At 68.1% G+C, this 13,924-nt stretch carries 14 protein-coding genes and 1 pseudogene; 6 read left to right on the forward strand and 9 right to left on the reverse strand.

Going from position 1 to position 13,924, the window contains the following annotated elements:
• The first annotated feature begins 69 nt into the window (after positions 1-69).
• From OXG79_13275 to OXG79_13285, 3 genes are all read left to right on the forward strand, one after another.
• Positions 70-420 carry a helix-turn-helix transcriptional regulator gene (locus OXG79_13275; protein ID MCY3784737.1) on the forward strand — a complete coding sequence of 117 codons (351 nt, stop codon included), beginning with the start codon at positions 70-72 and terminating at the stop codon, positions 418-420.
• Positions 420-1,301, forward strand: a complete 882-nt coding sequence (locus OXG79_13280) for a restriction endonuclease (protein ID MCY3784738.1) — start codon at positions 420-422, stop codon at positions 1,299-1,301. Before OXG79_13275 ends, OXG79_13280 begins: the two co-directional genes overlap by 1 nt.
• An 84-nt stretch (positions 1,302-1,385) precedes the next feature.
• The gene (locus OXG79_13285; GenBank protein ID MCY3784739.1) at positions 1,386-2,831 is read left to right on the forward strand and encodes a sulfatase-like hydrolase/transferase; all 1,446 of its coding nucleotides are present in this window, start codon (positions 1,386-1,388) and stop codon (positions 2,829-2,831) included.
• Here OXG79_13285 and OXG79_13290 read toward each other — a convergent pair whose 3' ends face one another.
• From OXG79_13290 to OXG79_13300, 3 genes are all read right to left on the reverse strand, one after another.
• Positions 2,832-3,149, reverse strand: coding sequence for a cupin domain-containing protein (locus OXG79_13290; GenBank protein MCY3784740.1), 318 nt, complete (start codon positions 3,147-3,149; stop codon positions 2,832-2,834).
• A 62-nt stretch (positions 3,150-3,211) separates the two neighbouring features.
• The gene (locus OXG79_13295) at positions 3,212-4,513 is read right to left on the reverse strand and encodes a pitrilysin family protein (GenBank protein ID MCY3784741.1); all 1,302 of its coding nucleotides are present in this window, start codon (positions 4,511-4,513) and stop codon (positions 3,212-3,214) included.
• Positions 4,510-5,790, reverse strand: coding sequence for a pitrilysin family protein (locus OXG79_13300; protein ID MCY3784742.1), 1,281 nt, complete (start codon positions 5,788-5,790; stop codon positions 4,510-4,512). Before OXG79_13300 ends, OXG79_13295 begins: the two co-directional genes overlap by 4 nt.
• A gap of 74 nt (positions 5,791-5,864) precedes the next feature.
• On the opposite strand from OXG79_13300, the gene OXG79_13305 reads away from it, so the two are divergent.
• Together OXG79_13305 and OXG79_13310 are read left to right on the forward strand one after the other, a co-directional pair.
• Entirely contained in the window at positions 5,865-6,233 is a 369-nt protein-coding gene (locus OXG79_13305) for a metallopeptidase family protein (GenBank protein ID MCY3784743.1), read from the forward strand.
• Positions 6,234-7,394: a pyridoxal-phosphate dependent enzyme gene (locus tag OXG79_13310; GenBank protein MCY3784744.1), complete on the forward strand. Its 1,161-nt coding sequence runs from the start codon at positions 6,234-6,236 to the stop codon at positions 7,392-7,394. It abuts the gene before it with no gap.
• 272 nt (positions 7,395-7,666) lie between these two features.
• Here OXG79_13310 and OXG79_13315 read toward each other — a convergent pair whose 3' ends face one another.
• Positions 7,667-8,161: a DUF1801 domain-containing protein gene (locus OXG79_13315; GenBank protein ID MCY3784745.1), complete on the reverse strand. Its 495-nt coding sequence runs from the start codon at positions 8,159-8,161 to the stop codon at positions 7,667-7,669.
• A 255-nt stretch (positions 8,162-8,416) separates the two neighbouring features.
• On the opposite strand from OXG79_13315, the gene OXG79_13320 reads away from it, so the two are divergent.
• The gene (locus OXG79_13320) at positions 8,417-10,096 is read left to right on the forward strand and encodes a thiamine pyrophosphate-binding protein (GenBank protein MCY3784746.1); all 1,680 of its coding nucleotides are present in this window, start codon (positions 8,417-8,419) and stop codon (positions 10,094-10,096) included.
• Positions 10,097-10,134: 38 nt separating this feature from the next.
• Here the strand turns inward: OXG79_13320 and OXG79_13325 are convergent, their stop codons facing one another.
• The 5 genes and pseudogenes from OXG79_13325 to OXG79_13345 all read right to left on the reverse strand — a co-directional run bounded on the left by OXG79_13325 (position 10,135) and on the right by OXG79_13345 (position 13,713).
• Complete coding sequence (locus tag OXG79_13325) at positions 10,135-11,265, reverse strand: DUF362 domain-containing protein (GenBank protein MCY3784747.1); 1,131 nt, start codon at positions 11,263-11,265, stop codon at positions 10,135-10,137.
• Positions 11,266-11,274: 9 nt separating this feature from the next.
• Complete coding sequence (locus tag OXG79_13330) at positions 11,275-12,027, reverse strand: RibD family protein (protein ID MCY3784748.1); 753 nt, start codon at positions 12,025-12,027, stop codon at positions 11,275-11,277.
• Between the two features lies 1 nt (position 12,028).
• A complete protein-coding gene (locus tag OXG79_13335) occupies positions 12,029-13,180 on the reverse strand; it encodes a hypothetical protein (protein MCY3784749.1) in 1,152 nt (383 codons plus the stop codon).
• A 54-nt stretch (positions 13,181-13,234) separates the two neighbouring features.
• On the reverse strand, positions 13,235-13,621 hold the full coding sequence (locus OXG79_13340) for a type II toxin-antitoxin system VapC family toxin (protein ID MCY3784750.1): 387 nt from the start codon (positions 13,619-13,621) through the stop codon (positions 13,235-13,237).
• Positions 13,618-13,713: pseudogene (locus OXG79_13345) on the reverse strand (type II toxin-antitoxin system prevent-host-death family antitoxin). Before OXG79_13345 ends, OXG79_13340 begins: the two are co-directional and overlap by 4 nt.
• Positions 13,714-13,924 lie beyond the last annotated feature (211 nt).

Below are 13,924 nucleotides of genomic sequence, written 5' to 3' on the forward strand. Positions count from 1 at the left end.
GCAGGTTTGCCGCCCGCGGCCCTTACGCAAAGCGCCCTGGCGGCTAAGATCGGCACCGGAGGGAGGCTTATGGTCCGTGACGCAACCGTCACGCTGTCGCAGACGGCGTACGACGCCCTGATTGCGCGGAATGAGGAGCTTGAGGATCGGCTGGCCGCGATGGAAGCGGACGACGGGAGTCGAATTCCCCATGCGGTGGCCCTTGCCATCATGCGCGGCGACCGCCCGGTGGCTGTGTTTCGGAAACATCGTGGCCTCACACTACGGGCGCTTGCCGAAGAGACGGGGATTGCTGCGAGCTATCTGTCCGAAATCGAACGGGGGCGTAAGCCGGGCTCGGCGGCGGTGCTGACCCGTATCGCCGTCGCACTGGATACTAGGATCGACGTGTTGAAGACCGACATTGGGGAGGCTTTGTAGTGGCCGAGATTACGCGCCGCCGTCAGGGCGAGATGACCCAGGCGCTCTTTAGAATCCTGGCAGAGGCGCCTGGCGGCCTGGCGGCGCGGGAGGCCATTGAACGTGTGGAGAAAATCCTCGAACCCACACCGTTCGAAGACAGCGAGTACCCCAACCGTCCGGGCGTACGTCGTTTCCCGAAGATCATGCGGTTTACGACTATTGGACCGGTAAAGGCCAGATGGATGGTCAAGCGGCGGGGAATCTGGTCAATAACCGAGGAAGGGACTATTGCGCTCGAGCAGTTTCCAGATCCGGAGGCCCTTTTTCGTGAGGCGAATCGGTTATATGGCAAATGGCGTGCCGAGCAGCCTGACACCCCGGACCAGCCAGACGAGTCAGAGCCCAGTTCGGTGTCGATCCTTGATGAAGCCGAAGAGACGGCGTGGAAGGAAATCGAGGACTTCATCGCTGTGATGGACCCTTACGATTTCCAGGACCTTGTTGCAGGGCTTCTCAAAGCGATGAAGTATCACGTGCAATGGATCGCCTCCGCCGGGCCGGACCGGGGTGTAGATGTCGTGGCATCGGCTGATCCGTTAGGCGCGGCATCTTCACGACTGAAGATTCAGGTCAAGCGGCGCGCCAATCCGGTCGATGTTGACGGTTTGCGCGCGTTTCTGGCTGTGCTCGGCGATGCCGATATCGGCATTTTCGTGTCCTCCGGCGGATTCACAAAGAGCGCTGAACTGGAAGCTCGGACACAAGAACGCCGGCGAATCACGCTGATCGACTTGAACCGGCTCGCCGGCCTGTGGGTCGAGCACTATTCGAGGCTGGACGAAGAGGCGCGGCGACTGCTGCCGCTCCAGCCTGTCTACTTCCTCGCACCCGAGGTGTAAAGCGTTCGCGAAGGGGTTTCGTGCAACGACCGGCGCATCGCCTTGTGCCATAGCTTGGCGAATTCCGCTTTCGTGACCCAGCCCATGACCCCCGACCGCCCCAACATCCTCTGGTACTGCACCGACCAGCAGCGGTTCGACACAATCGGCGCGCTGGGCAATCCCCACGTTCGCACGCCGAACCTCGACCGCTTCGTGGCGCAGTCGGCGGCGTTCACGCACGCCTACTGCCAAAGCCCTATCTGCACGCCCAGCCGCGCCAGCTTCCTCACCGGCATGTATCCCAGCCGAATCCGCAACGCGCGCAACGGCAACGCGGTGGTGCCCTCGGAGACTGCCGAGCGTCTGGTCACCCGCGCGCTGGCCGACGCCGGCTACGACGGCGGTCTGGTCGGCAAGCTGCACCTGGCCGGCGCGGCCTCGGCCCAGGAGCCCCGCGTGGACGACGGCTACCGCGTGTTCGAGTACAGCCACGCCCCGCGCAACGACTGGCCGCTGGCGCAGCACGACTACGCCCGCTGGCTGCACGAGAAGGGCCACGACCCTGCGGAAGTGCTGCGCACCAGGGCCGGCTACGGCGGGCTCATGGCGCCTACGCCGGAGCGGGACAACGTTCCGCCAGAGCTCCACCAAACCACCTGGTGCACGGAGCGCGCCATCGCCTTCATCACCGGCGAGCGACCCAGCGATACGCCCTGGTTCCTCTCGGTCAATCCCTACGACCCGCACCCGCCCTACAACCCGCCCTGGGAGTACTACCGCCGCTACGACCCGTCGGCCCTGCCCGGCCCGCATTTCCGCCCGAGCGATCTCGAGACCCAGGGCCGCCTCACCCGCGCCGGCGTCGGCTTCCAGAGCGAGTCGCAGAATCCCGACGACTTCCGCGGACGCGAAGTCCAGGCGGCCTACTACGCCATGATCGAGCTGGTCGATGAGCAGTTCGGGCGGCTGCTCGACGCGCTGGAGTCAGCCGGCCAGGCCGAGCGCACGGTCGTCGTCTTCACCAGCGACCACGGCGAGTCGGCGGGCGATCACGGCCTGCTCCAAAAGGGCTGCCGCTTTTTCGACGGCCTCACGCGCGTGCCGCTGATCTGGCGCTGGCCGGAGCGCTTCGTCGCCGGGCTGCGCAGCGACGCGCTGGTGGAGCTCACCGACATCGCGCCCACCCTGCTGGAGATCGCCGGGCTGCCCGTGCCCGAGGAGACGCAGGGTCGCTCGCTGCTGCCGATCCTGTGCGGCGACGCTCCTGCGAACGACCATCGGGACTACGTGCGCTGCGAGTACCTCGACGCCGTGGACTTTCCCGGCCACACCCGCGCCACCATGTACCGCGACCGCCGCTGGAAGCTGAACGTCTACCACAACCACGGGCTGGGCGAGCTCTACGACATGCAGGCCGATCCACACGAGTTCGACAACCTGTGGGACAGCGCGGACCACCGCAACGTGCGCGACGAGTTGCTGCAGGCCAGCTTCAACGCCACCGTCATGGCGCTGGATCCGGGCCCGCGAAGGACCTCGGGCTTCTAGCTAGGGCCGCGGCGCCATCACGACCAGCAGCCGCGCCCGATCGCCGGTCTCGTTCGCCACCCCGTGGTCGGATCCTGCCGGCGCCCACACGGCGTTTCCAGGGCCGAAGGCCTTCCGCTCGCCGTCCACCTCGAACGTCGGCGCGCCCTCGATCACGTAATAGACCTTGTCGGACGCGGCGTGGGCGTGGACCCGCTGGTCCTGTCCCGGCTCCAGGCAATAGACGTCGCAGAACATCCGCTCCGACTCGAACAGGTTGTTCTTGGCCATCTTGGCGGCGGCAAAGTCGCTGTGGCGGTCAACGTGGTGCACGTGCATGGCGTCTCCCGATCGGCGGGGATTCGAGCCGCAGCGTAGCGCCGGCGGCGCTTGGCCGTCGGTTAGGCCGGCAGCTCCGGTCCGGCGGTCACCAGCGTGTAGGCCTCGGGATCGAGCAGCCGCGCCGCCGCCTGTTGCACGTCGTCCGCCGTCACCGCCTCCACGATGTCCGGATAGCGCATGAGGTAGTCGAGTCCCAGGCCGAAGTTTTCGATCGTCAGGAGCATGCCCGCAATGCCGCCGTTGCGCTCCAGCCGCAGCGGCAGCGAGCCGATCATGGCTTGCTTGGTGAGCCGCAGCTCCTCCTCGGTCGGCGGCTCGTCCATCAGGCACCGCGCTTCCGCCAGCCCGCTGGAGACGGCCTTGGGCACGTTCACCGGGTTGACGCCCGCGCGAATGGTCCACGGCATGCGGGCGTGGGCCGCCTCGGCGTGGCTGGTGGCGTGATAGGCCAGCCCCTGCGCATCGCGCACGTTGGCGCCAATGCGTCCGCCGAGCCCCAGTTGCCCCAGGATGTAGTTGCCCATCATGACCGGGAAGTACGCGGAGTCGAGCCGTCGCACGCCCGGCCAGCCGAGCGTGAACTCGGTTTGCGTCTTGCCTGCCAGGCTCAGGTCCTCGCGCACACCGCCGGCCGTGGTTGCGGCTGTGTCGAAGGTGCGAATGGCATCGCGCTGGCGCTCGGCGGCGCCCGTGCCGGGTCCGCGCCAGTCCTCGAAATAGCGCGCCGTAAGGTCGCGCACGGCGTCGGGGGTCACCGCGCCGACCACCGCCAGCACGATCGAGGCCGGATCAAACGCCTCGGCGTGGAAGTCTCGAACCGCGGTCGGGGTGAGGGCGCGCATGGTGTCCGCGTAGCCCTCGTCGGGACGGCCGTAGGGGTTGTCGCGGCCGAACAGCAGCTCGCGGAAGCGCCGGTCGGCCAGCGCGCCGGGGTTGTTCTCGACGTGCGCGATTCCGGTGAGCGCCTGGTCGCGCAGGCGCTCGACCTCTTCGTCCGGAAATGTGGAGTTTTGCAGGCCGTCCGCGGCCAGCCGCAGCAGCACGTCCAGGTCCTCGGCCAGGGCGCGGCCGCTGAAGCTGCCGTGCTCGATGCCCGCGCCGAAGTTGAGCGAGGCGCCCACGTCGTCGAGCTCGGCGCTGAACTCCATGAAGGACCGCGTGGCCGTGCCGCGGTTGAGTCCGTCGGCGGTCAATCCCGCAAGGCCGCAATCGTCCTCGGTTTCCAGGATGGCCCCCGCCGCATGCTGGGCGGCCACCGCCACCGACGGCGACGATGGGTTGGGGTAAACCAGCAGCACCATGCCGTTGGCCAGGGTGGACCTCGCCACCGTCTCGGGACCGAGCGCCGGACCGCGCGTCACGCCCGCGCCGGACCCTCGGGAATGAACCAGCCGGTGGTCCGCCGCTCCGGTCGCAAATAGGTCTGCGCCGCCCGCTGAACGTCCTGCGGCGAAACTTCCGTGAGGCGGTCGGTGAAGGTCTGCGCCGCGCGCCACGTGTGCGCGATATCCAGGAATCCCAGCCACATCGCCTGCGCCGTCACGCCCTCCAGGCCAATGGCCTGCTTGGCGCGCGCCTGGCGCACCGCTCGGGCGAGCTCGGCCTCTTTGGGCGGGGCATCGTGCAGATCCTGGATCGCTTCCTCCACCGCCTCGGCGATCGGCTCGCGGTCGCCGTTTGGCTTCAGCACCACGGTGATCCGGTGCAGGGTCGGGTCGATGTTGAAGCCGATGTCAGTGCCGACCGCGGCCGCCAGGCCCGAGGCCACGAAGCGCCGATAGAGCCGTGAGGTGCGCACGATCCCGCCGCCGCCGAACGGTCCGCTTTTCGGCCCGGAGAGCAGCGCGTCAAGCGCCAGCAGCGCTGGAAAGTCGGGATGCGCGAACTCCGGAATCCGGTGGCCTACGGTGAGAACCGGGAAGGGGCCGGGATGACGCACGTCCACCTCGCGCGGGCTCGTTTGCTCGGGCTCTCGCACGTCGAGCGGCGGCGGTAGGGGCCGGGCGGGAATGTGCCCAAACGCCGCTTCCATCCGCTCCAGCACGTCGGCCTCGACCATGTCGCCGGCGATGACCGCCAGGGCGTTGTTGGGCGCGTAGTAGGTCTGGTAGTACTCGTACAGCTCGTCGCGGGTCATCCGGTTCAGATCGGCCTTGCTGCCGATCACGCCGTGGCCGTAGGGATGGGTGGTGAAGGCGGCGGCCTCCAGCGCCTCGGCGAGCAGGAACATGGGCTCCGCCTCGTGCCCCTCGCGCTCCGAGATGATGACGGTGCGCTCACTCGCCACGTCGTCGGGATCGAAGACCGCATTGGCCATGCGGTCGGACTCGATCCGCAGCGGCAGGTCCAGGTGCTGCGACGGCACCGTCTCGAAATAGGCCGTCGTATCCTCCGTGGTGAACCCGTTCCACGTGCCGCCTACGCCGTTGACCAGACGGCCGATGTCGCCGGGGTTGAGCGTCTCGGTACGCTTGAACAGCATGTGCTCGACCCAGTGGGAGGCCCCGCTCATGCCCGGCGGCTCGTTGCGCGCGCCCACGCGATACCACATGACGAAACTGACCAGGGGAACGGCGTGACTCTCGCGCAGCAGGACCTGGAGTCCGTTGGAGAGGGTGTGCTCGGCGACGTCGTCCATGGGGTGCAATTACCGCCGACGGCGGGCCGACGGGATGCTAGCACAGCGGTCGGCGCCCCAGTCCGCGCCGGCCCATGACTCCGGACCAGTTCGAAGAGCACGTGCGCGAGGCCATCGCCGGAATTCCCGAGGGCTTGCGCGATCACCTGAAAAACGTCGAGGTCCTCATCGCCGACTGGCCCACGGAGGAGGAGCTGGAGAGCGCGGAGGTGCCGCCGGGCTATACGCTCTTCGGCCTCTACAGTGGCGTGCCGCTCACCGAGCGCACCTCCGGCTATCACATGGTGCTGCCGGACCGCATCACCATCTTTCAAGGCCCGCTCGAAGAGGCCTGCCGGAATCCCGACGACCTCCGCGAGGAGATCCGCTCCACCGTGATCCACGAGTTTGCCCACCACTTCGGCCTCAGCGATGACGATCTTCGACGGTGGGGGGTTGCCTGAATGGCCGCCGTGACGCTGCGCTGTCCGGCCTGCGCAATTGATATTCCGTGGGACGCCGCGCTGTTGGCATGCCCGCGCTGCGACGGGCTGCTTGACGCGGCCAAAGACTTGCCGAAGCTGACCCGTGACATTCAGCCGCTTATCGACCAGGGCGCGCCGGGCGTCTGGCGCTACCGGCCCGCGCTGGCGTTGCCCGGCGACGCGCCCCTCCTGACGATGGGCGAGGGACGCACGCCGGTGGTGGAACTTGCGACCTGGGGCGGCGGTCACGGGTTGAGCCAGTGCCGCGCGAAGCTCGAATTCATGGCCCCGACCGGGTCGTTCAAGGACCGCGGCGCGGCGCCGGTGATCGCTTCGCTCAAGGCCCAGGGCGTCGCCAAGATCGTCGAAGACTCGTCGGGCAACGCGGGCGCCGCCATGGCGGCCTACGCCGCGCGCGCCGGGCTGTCCGCCGACATCTACGTGCCCGCCGCGGCGCCCGCGGGCAAGCTGGCGCAGATCGCCCAGTACGGTGCCACGGTGCACCCCGTGGAAGGCACGCGCGAGGACGTAGGCGACGCGGCGGCCCTCGCCGCGCAGGCGCCCGGTGCGGCATACGCCTCGCACAGCCGCCATCCGGCATTCCTCGAAGGCACGAAGACATTTGTGCTTGAGTTGCTCGAGGACGGCGTGCGCGCCCTGCCGCAACACCTCGTGGTTCCGGTGGGCAACGGCGGGCTGATCCTCGGCGCGCACAAGGCGCTGACCGAACTGCGGCAAGCCGGATTGCATTTTCGGATGCCGCGCCTGCACATCGCCCAGGCGGCGGCCTGCCAGCCGCTGGTGCAGGCGTACAACACGGGCGCCGCCGAACCGGTTGCCGTCGAACGCCGGCCGACCATCGCCGGCGGCATCGACGTGGCCGTCCCCGCCCGCGGCGCAGCCGTACTCCAGGCCGCCCGCGACACCGGAGGCAGCGCCGTGGCGGTGGGCGAGGACGAGATCGCGGCGACCCGTTCCGCCCTGGCTCGCGACGAGGGCCTGTTCGTCGAGGCGACGTCAGCCGCCGCGTTCGCCGCCGCCGCGCAACTGCGCGCCAAGGACGCCATTGCCGCCGAAGACGCCGTGCTCATTGCCGCCACCGGCAGCGGCCTCAAGGACCCGCCGCCACAGCAGGCCTAAGCCGCCGTGTGCCGGTGCGGCCAAGTCTCGAGCATTAGCAGTTGTTGGCGTCTTGCTTGCGGAACCCGGTGTGTCATTCCGAGCGGAGCGAGGAATCTAAGACTCACGATCTCGGGTTCCGGGATGAAGCACTAAAGCCCCGGATCCGGATCCCCACTGAAGGCCGACGCTCGGGAATACCAAGGGCGGCCGTGTCACGAGCGGCTTGATTCGCCGCCTGCCCTGAGTTCACCGAGGGGACGAACGGGCCGGTTCCGGGAAGCGCCGAAGAGTCAGTAGGCCCGGCGCTTCGCCCGCGCCGCGCGCCGCGCCTCCTTGGCCTCCGGGCTGTGTGCGGCCTCGTGGGCCGCGATCAGGTCCTCGGGCGTCACCCGCGCCACGGCCTCGCCGATCACGTCCAGCGCCGCGTCGTCGGCGCGCCGAAACCGCACGCACGACTTGCCCATGTTCAGCTTCTTGCCCGCTTCCGCGTACGCCGCCACGAACCAGTCCGTCAGCTCCTGGCTGGCGTAGAGCCCGTGCAGATAGACCGAGATGTGCCGCTTCTGCGACGCCAGGGCCACCGAGCCCAGCGCCTGGCCGTTGTAAGTGTTGGGAAAGCGCTCCAGCGGGATCGCGTAGCCGATCATGCCGTACTGCATGGTCTCCTCGAACCCGTCGGGCAGGTTGGCCAGGATCGTCTCCCGCACCCGCGCCACGTCCGCCCGCCGATCGTCCGGCAGCTCGGCCAGGTATTGCTCAACCGTCGTCGCACTGCTTGAGACCATGGGCTCGTTTCCTCCGGGTCAGGCGAGCAATGCCACGACCATATGGGCTGGATAGCGTAGCGCCGGCGGCTTCGACACACGGGCCAGGTCCAGCGTCATCGCCCGGTTTGGCCGGCGCCAGTCTCACCGGTGTCCGGCGGACCGAGTGCGATACTACCTGGGTTCCGCTGTCATCCGCGGCAGCACCATGTATCGATTGATCCCGCCCCCTGGACCGCCCAGACCCCGCCCCGGATCGAGGATGCCGTGGCCCTGATGAGCGGCGGCGAGGCGCTGGTGGAGTCCCTCGTCCGCGAAGGCGTCGATGTCGTCTTTGGCATTCCCGGCATTCACATGTCCGGCATCATGGCCGCCCTGCGGGACGAGCCCCGCATCCGCCTGATCACCACTCGACACGAGCAGGCCTGCGCCCACATGGCCGATGGCTATGCCCGCGTCTCCGGCAAGCCGGGTGTCGTCCTCGTTGTGCCGGGCGCTGGGGTGTACAACGCCGCCAGCGGCCTGGCCACCGCCTACGCTCGGTCCTCGCCCGTCCTCGCCATTGCCGGCCAGATCCCGCGCGGTCAGATCGGCGGGGGCTCAGGCAGCTATCACGAAGTTCTCGACCAGGGGTCCATCGTCGAGCCCGTCACCAAGTGGCGGCGGCAGGCGCTCACGCCGCGGGAAATCCCGGACGCCGTTTCCGAAGCGTTCCGCCAGATGCGCACCGGCCGCCCCCGCCCCACGTTGATTGAGATTCCGCCCGAGGCAGGCGTTGAGCGCGACGATGTCGTGCTGCGCGATCCGGTGTCGATTCCGCGCCTCGTACCGAGCTCCGACCAGTTGCGCGAGGCCGCCCGCGTCATCGCGGAGTCTCGCCTGCCCCTCATCTACGCCGGCGGCGGCGTGGCCCTATCGGACGCCGAATCCGACCTCGTGGATTTCGTCGAGTCCACGAACATCCCCGTCATCACCTCCGCGGGCGGCAAGGGCGCCATTCCCGACCGCCACCCGCTCTCCTACGGCTCATGCTTCGCCCCTTGGGGCGAGCACGACGAGATGAACGAGCTCTTCGAGGTGATGCAGGCCGCCGACGTCGTCATCGGCATCGGCGCTCGCTTCTCGCTGGGGAATCCCGCCCGCGAGGACTCCACCCTCATCAACATCAACATCGATGACGCCGAAATCGCGAGCGTCCACGCCAACACGCTTCCCCTTCACGGCGACGCCAAGGCCACGATCGAATCCCTGCTTCCCCTCCTGCTCAAAGCCGGCGCCGCCGATCGGCCCTCGCCCATCGAGGCCGTCGCCGCTGCCCGCCGCCTGATCGCCTACGCCGACATCCGGCGCCAGGAGCCGCAGTACCCAATCCTCGAATCCATCCAACGCAGCATTCCCGAGGACGCCCACATCGTCTGGGACGTCACCCAGTTCGGCTACTACGCCCGCACCCACTATCAGGTCAATTGCCCCAAGACGTTCATCGACAGTGGCTACTCCTTTAACCTCGGATTCGGTGTCCCCACCGCCCTGGGGGCCAAGGTGGCGCACCCCGAGCGCCACGTCCTTTGCGTCAGCGGCGACGGCGGATTCCTGTTCAACGCGGTAGAGCTCGCCACCGCCGTGCAATACGGGATCAACGTCATCACCGTCGTCTTCCGCGACGACGCGTATGGCAACGTCGGGCGTGATCTCGATGAGCTATTTGGCGGGACCTACGAGACGGACTTGCACAATCCCGACCTCGTCGCGTTCACCGAATCCTTCGGTGCCGTTGGACTGCGCGCCGGCGATCCCACGGAGCTGGAAACCCTGCTCCCGCACGCCCTCGGATGTCAGGCCCCGGTGGTCATCGACATCCCCATTGGAAACATGCCGCTTCCCCGTGGCAAGTTCATGTCCGTGGCTGTGGCGCTCCCCTGGAATCGCCCCCAGGAAGGCCTGATTTCAGACTAAGCGACCGGCGCGGGTCTGCCGTCAACCGGGGACCGGGGCTAGCGCCGAGCGGTGGCAGCCTCGGGAAGCGGCAGCGGGTGGTGGTCCTCCTCGGGATACTGCTGGAAGAGTTGGCCCCACGGCCCGCGCAGCGCTTCGGTCACTCGCCGGCGACCGTGCACGTTCCACCAGTAGACATCGTGATAGGCACGGGACGCCGCGTAGGACCAGGGCGCGATGACCGTGCGCAGCAGCAGCCGCTCCAGGGGCTTCAGCGGTCCCCAATAGATGAGCTTCTGGCCCCGGCTGGCAAACGTCTCGCGGGCCGTGCGGGCCTTCCAGCTCACGGCATCGGGGTCCACGCCCACCACGTCGATCTCGCGCGCGTCGGCCGTGCCCAGCCCGGCTTCGTGCGCCAGCCGCAGGAACGGAATCTCGAACGGGTCCAGGCCCATCAACCGGGCGATGGTGGCGTCCACGGCGACCTGATCGGCGCCGGCCAGCATCAGGCCGCGCTCGTACACGTCCATGCAGCGCGGCCCGGGGCCTTCGCCGATGAACGTGCCGTCCACCACGGCGAAGACGCTGTGGTGAATCTCCTTCTGAATCGTCAGCAGGTCCACCAGCGTCTCGTGGATCGTGGCGTGGCAGAAGTGGCGCTTTTCGAAGAGCAGGCCGCCAAACGCATTCTTCATGGCCCCGGTGATGGTGGTGAACACGTGCGTCTTCATGGTCGGTAGGTGGATGATGTTCGTGCCGATCAGTCGCTCGGGAATGCGCACGCCTTCGGGATACACGTCGTGCAACGTGAGCATCCGGCCCTGCGGCTCATAGCGCACCCAGCGCTCGTCCTCGTAAAGGTGCACGTTGCGCACGCCATGCGCCGCCAGCACCGGGCGGTGCTTGTTCACGCGCTCGCCCACGCGGGCGCTCACCACCACGGTGCGGTTGTGCGCGCCGAAGAGCGTCTCCACGGGGAAACCGTCGGCCAGCAGCGTGCGCGTCACGCCGTCGAGCTGCCAAGGCGCGGTGGAGCAGGCCGGATACCAGTGGTGCCAGGAAATGTTGATCTTGAGCGCGGTTTCGGCCGCGGGGTCCAGGTGGTCGCGGTATCCGGCGCGGCGCATCGCGTCGGCGACGTCGTCGAGGACGGTTTCGGGCTGGGTACGAACCAGCGCGACGGTGCTCACGATGGGCTGCTACTCGCTGTAAGGGATGGGGTTGGGTACACGGTAGCGCAGGAAAACCTCGCCCTGGCATTGGGTCACGCTGACCAGGTCGAGCGATAGGACGTCCTCCGGGTCCAGCGCGCGCTCGCCTTCGACTGCCGTGCGCGGCCGCGGCTCGCCGATGATCGACGGCGTCACGGTGATGAAAAAGTCGTCCACCAGGCCGGCCCGCAGCATGTGCGCGTTGAGAATCGCGCCGCCCTCGCACACCATCCGCCGGACGCCTCGCTCGCTGGCCAGGTAGGCGGCGAGCGCCGGCAGATCGACCGCCGTGTCGCCCAGCCACACAATCTCCGCAACTTCGGCGAGCGCCGGGTCCACGACGGCGGCTTCGTGCGTCACCACGATTGGCCGCAGCGGGTAACGCCGGCGCCGGAACACTCGGTCCGCGGGATTGATCTGGGCGGAGTTGGTCACGATCACGAACAGCGGCGGCTCTTTGAGGCCGCGCTGCCGCCGCATGCGCTGGAGCTCATCGCTCCACAGGTACCGGTCCAGCCCCATGCCCAGCGTCCGCGCGCCGTGCAGCACGGCGTCGAAGTGGATTCGAAACCGGCGAAACGTGCGCTGGTCGGCCTCGCCGCCGATCGGCCAGTAGGCGTCGGTTGGGCCCTTGATGGCGCCGTCCAGCGTCATCACCATCTGGATCGCCGTGTACGGACGGCGGGTGCCGGCGGGCAGGTCGAGATCGTCGTAGATCCCGCCCAATTCCTCCGCCGCCACCTCAGATTTCGGCCGGCGCGCCGTCCGAGTAGCGCAACAGGTCGGGCGGCGCGGCCGGACCCGCGGACTCCAGCGCCCGGGCCGCGGCCTCGTCGAGCGCGATGCCCAGACCCGGCGACGTGGGCGGCAAGGCGTAGCCGTCCTTGATTTTCAGGTCGCTCTCGAACAGCGCCTCGACCTCCGGCGCGAAGGGCCAGATCACCTCCTGGATCGCCGCGTTGTGCAGCGCGAAATCCAGGTGCAGGCTCGCCATGGTGTTGACCGGGCTCTGGGGATTGTGCGGCGCCAGCTTGATCAGGTGCGCGTCGGCGGCCACGCCCATCTTCCAGACCTCGGTCAGCCCGCCCGCGTGAGCGATGTCCGGCTGCAGGTAGTCCACCAGCTCCTCGTCGATCACGGGCTGGGCGTCCCAGCGGTGCAGCAGCCGCTCGCCGGTGGCCAGCGGGACCCTCACCGTCCGCCGGATGCGTCGCAGCGGCGCCACGGCTTCGGGCCGGGTCGGCTCCTCCAGGAAGTAGGGATCGAACGGCTCGAGCCGCCGCGCCAGGTCGACGAACTCGTCGGGCCGCAGCCGCCCATGCGTCTCGATGAGTAAGTGAAACGCCTCGCCCACGAACTCGCGCGCGGCTTCGACGATTCGCTCCGCCCGGCGCAGGGCGGCGGGTACGTCCATGCCCCGCTCCTGCTCGTCGGCAGCCATCAGCGGCAGGAACTTGGCGGCGGTCCATCCCGCGTCGACCAGTGGACCGAAGGCGTCGGGGACCTCCTCGGGCGTGTTGGCGTGGCAGTGCGTATAGAGCGCCACGCGATCCCGCACCGGCCCTCCGAGCAGCCGGTGGATCGGCAGCCCCAGCGCCTGCCCGGCAATGTCCCACAGAGCCACGTCGATGCCGGCCAGCGCGCCCATCTGCACCGCGCCGCTGCGGCGTCGGTCGCTTAGAAACACTCGATGCCAGAGGTATTCGCGCCGCAGCGGGTCCTCGCCGACCACCAGCTCCGCAAAGTCCCGCAGCGCCTCGCGCACCGACCGCTCACGCCCCATCAGCGTCGCCTCGCCCAGACCGGTCAGCCCCGCATCCGTCCGCACCAGCACATACACATAGCTGCGCCCCGCCTGCGGAACGATGACGCTATCGACAGCCGTAATGCGCATGGTCACGAGGCGGCGCGGTCGAGTAGCAGGCAATCGCTCAACCGAGTCCCTCCATCACACAGCTTGGATGGAGATGGGATATTGGCCCAGTCTCTTGTCCATGGTCAGCAGCGTGATGTTCTCCACTTGGGCTTGCGCCATGAGGATCCGGTCGAAGGGGTCGTTGTGAATGAGTGGCAGGAGGCCGACCGCCAGCGCGTGTTCCGAGCGAATTGCAAGCTCGCTGTAGCCGTGTCGCCGCAGACCGTCGCGCAAGAGCCGCGGGTCCACACGAAGGCCGCTCCTACCGAGCGCGCGCTTGATGACGACCTCCCAGATGCTTGCCGTGCTGAACATCAACTCGGCGGCGGGATCGTCGAGGAGCTTCCGAGATTCCGGCGTCAACCGCGTCGGATCGCCCGCCGCCCACAGCAACACATGGGTATCTAGCAAGTACGTCACGCCACCGTCCCGAACATCTGCTCGATCTCGGGGCCGCCCATGCTGTCGAAGTCGTCGGGGACGTCGATTTGTCCGGCCATGAAACCCAGCCGGGCTGGCGCTGTTTCGTTCGGAACTTCAAGGCCAAACTCACGGCGCAGACGGTCATACACCTCTTGCGCCTCGGCACAGCCCCGCGCCACAGCCTCCTCCAACTGCTTCAAGTCCGCCCCGCCGTAGAGGAGGTCCACCGTATCGGCAATGAAATCCTCCACAAGAGGATCGCCGATGTCCTGCTGCACGGCCCACCGCCAAAACTTCGCC

This window comes from Chloroflexota bacterium, from assembly GCA_026706485.1.
In the GTDB taxonomy this organism is placed as follows: Bacteria; Chloroflexota; UBA11872; order UBA11872; family UBA11872; genus JAJECS01.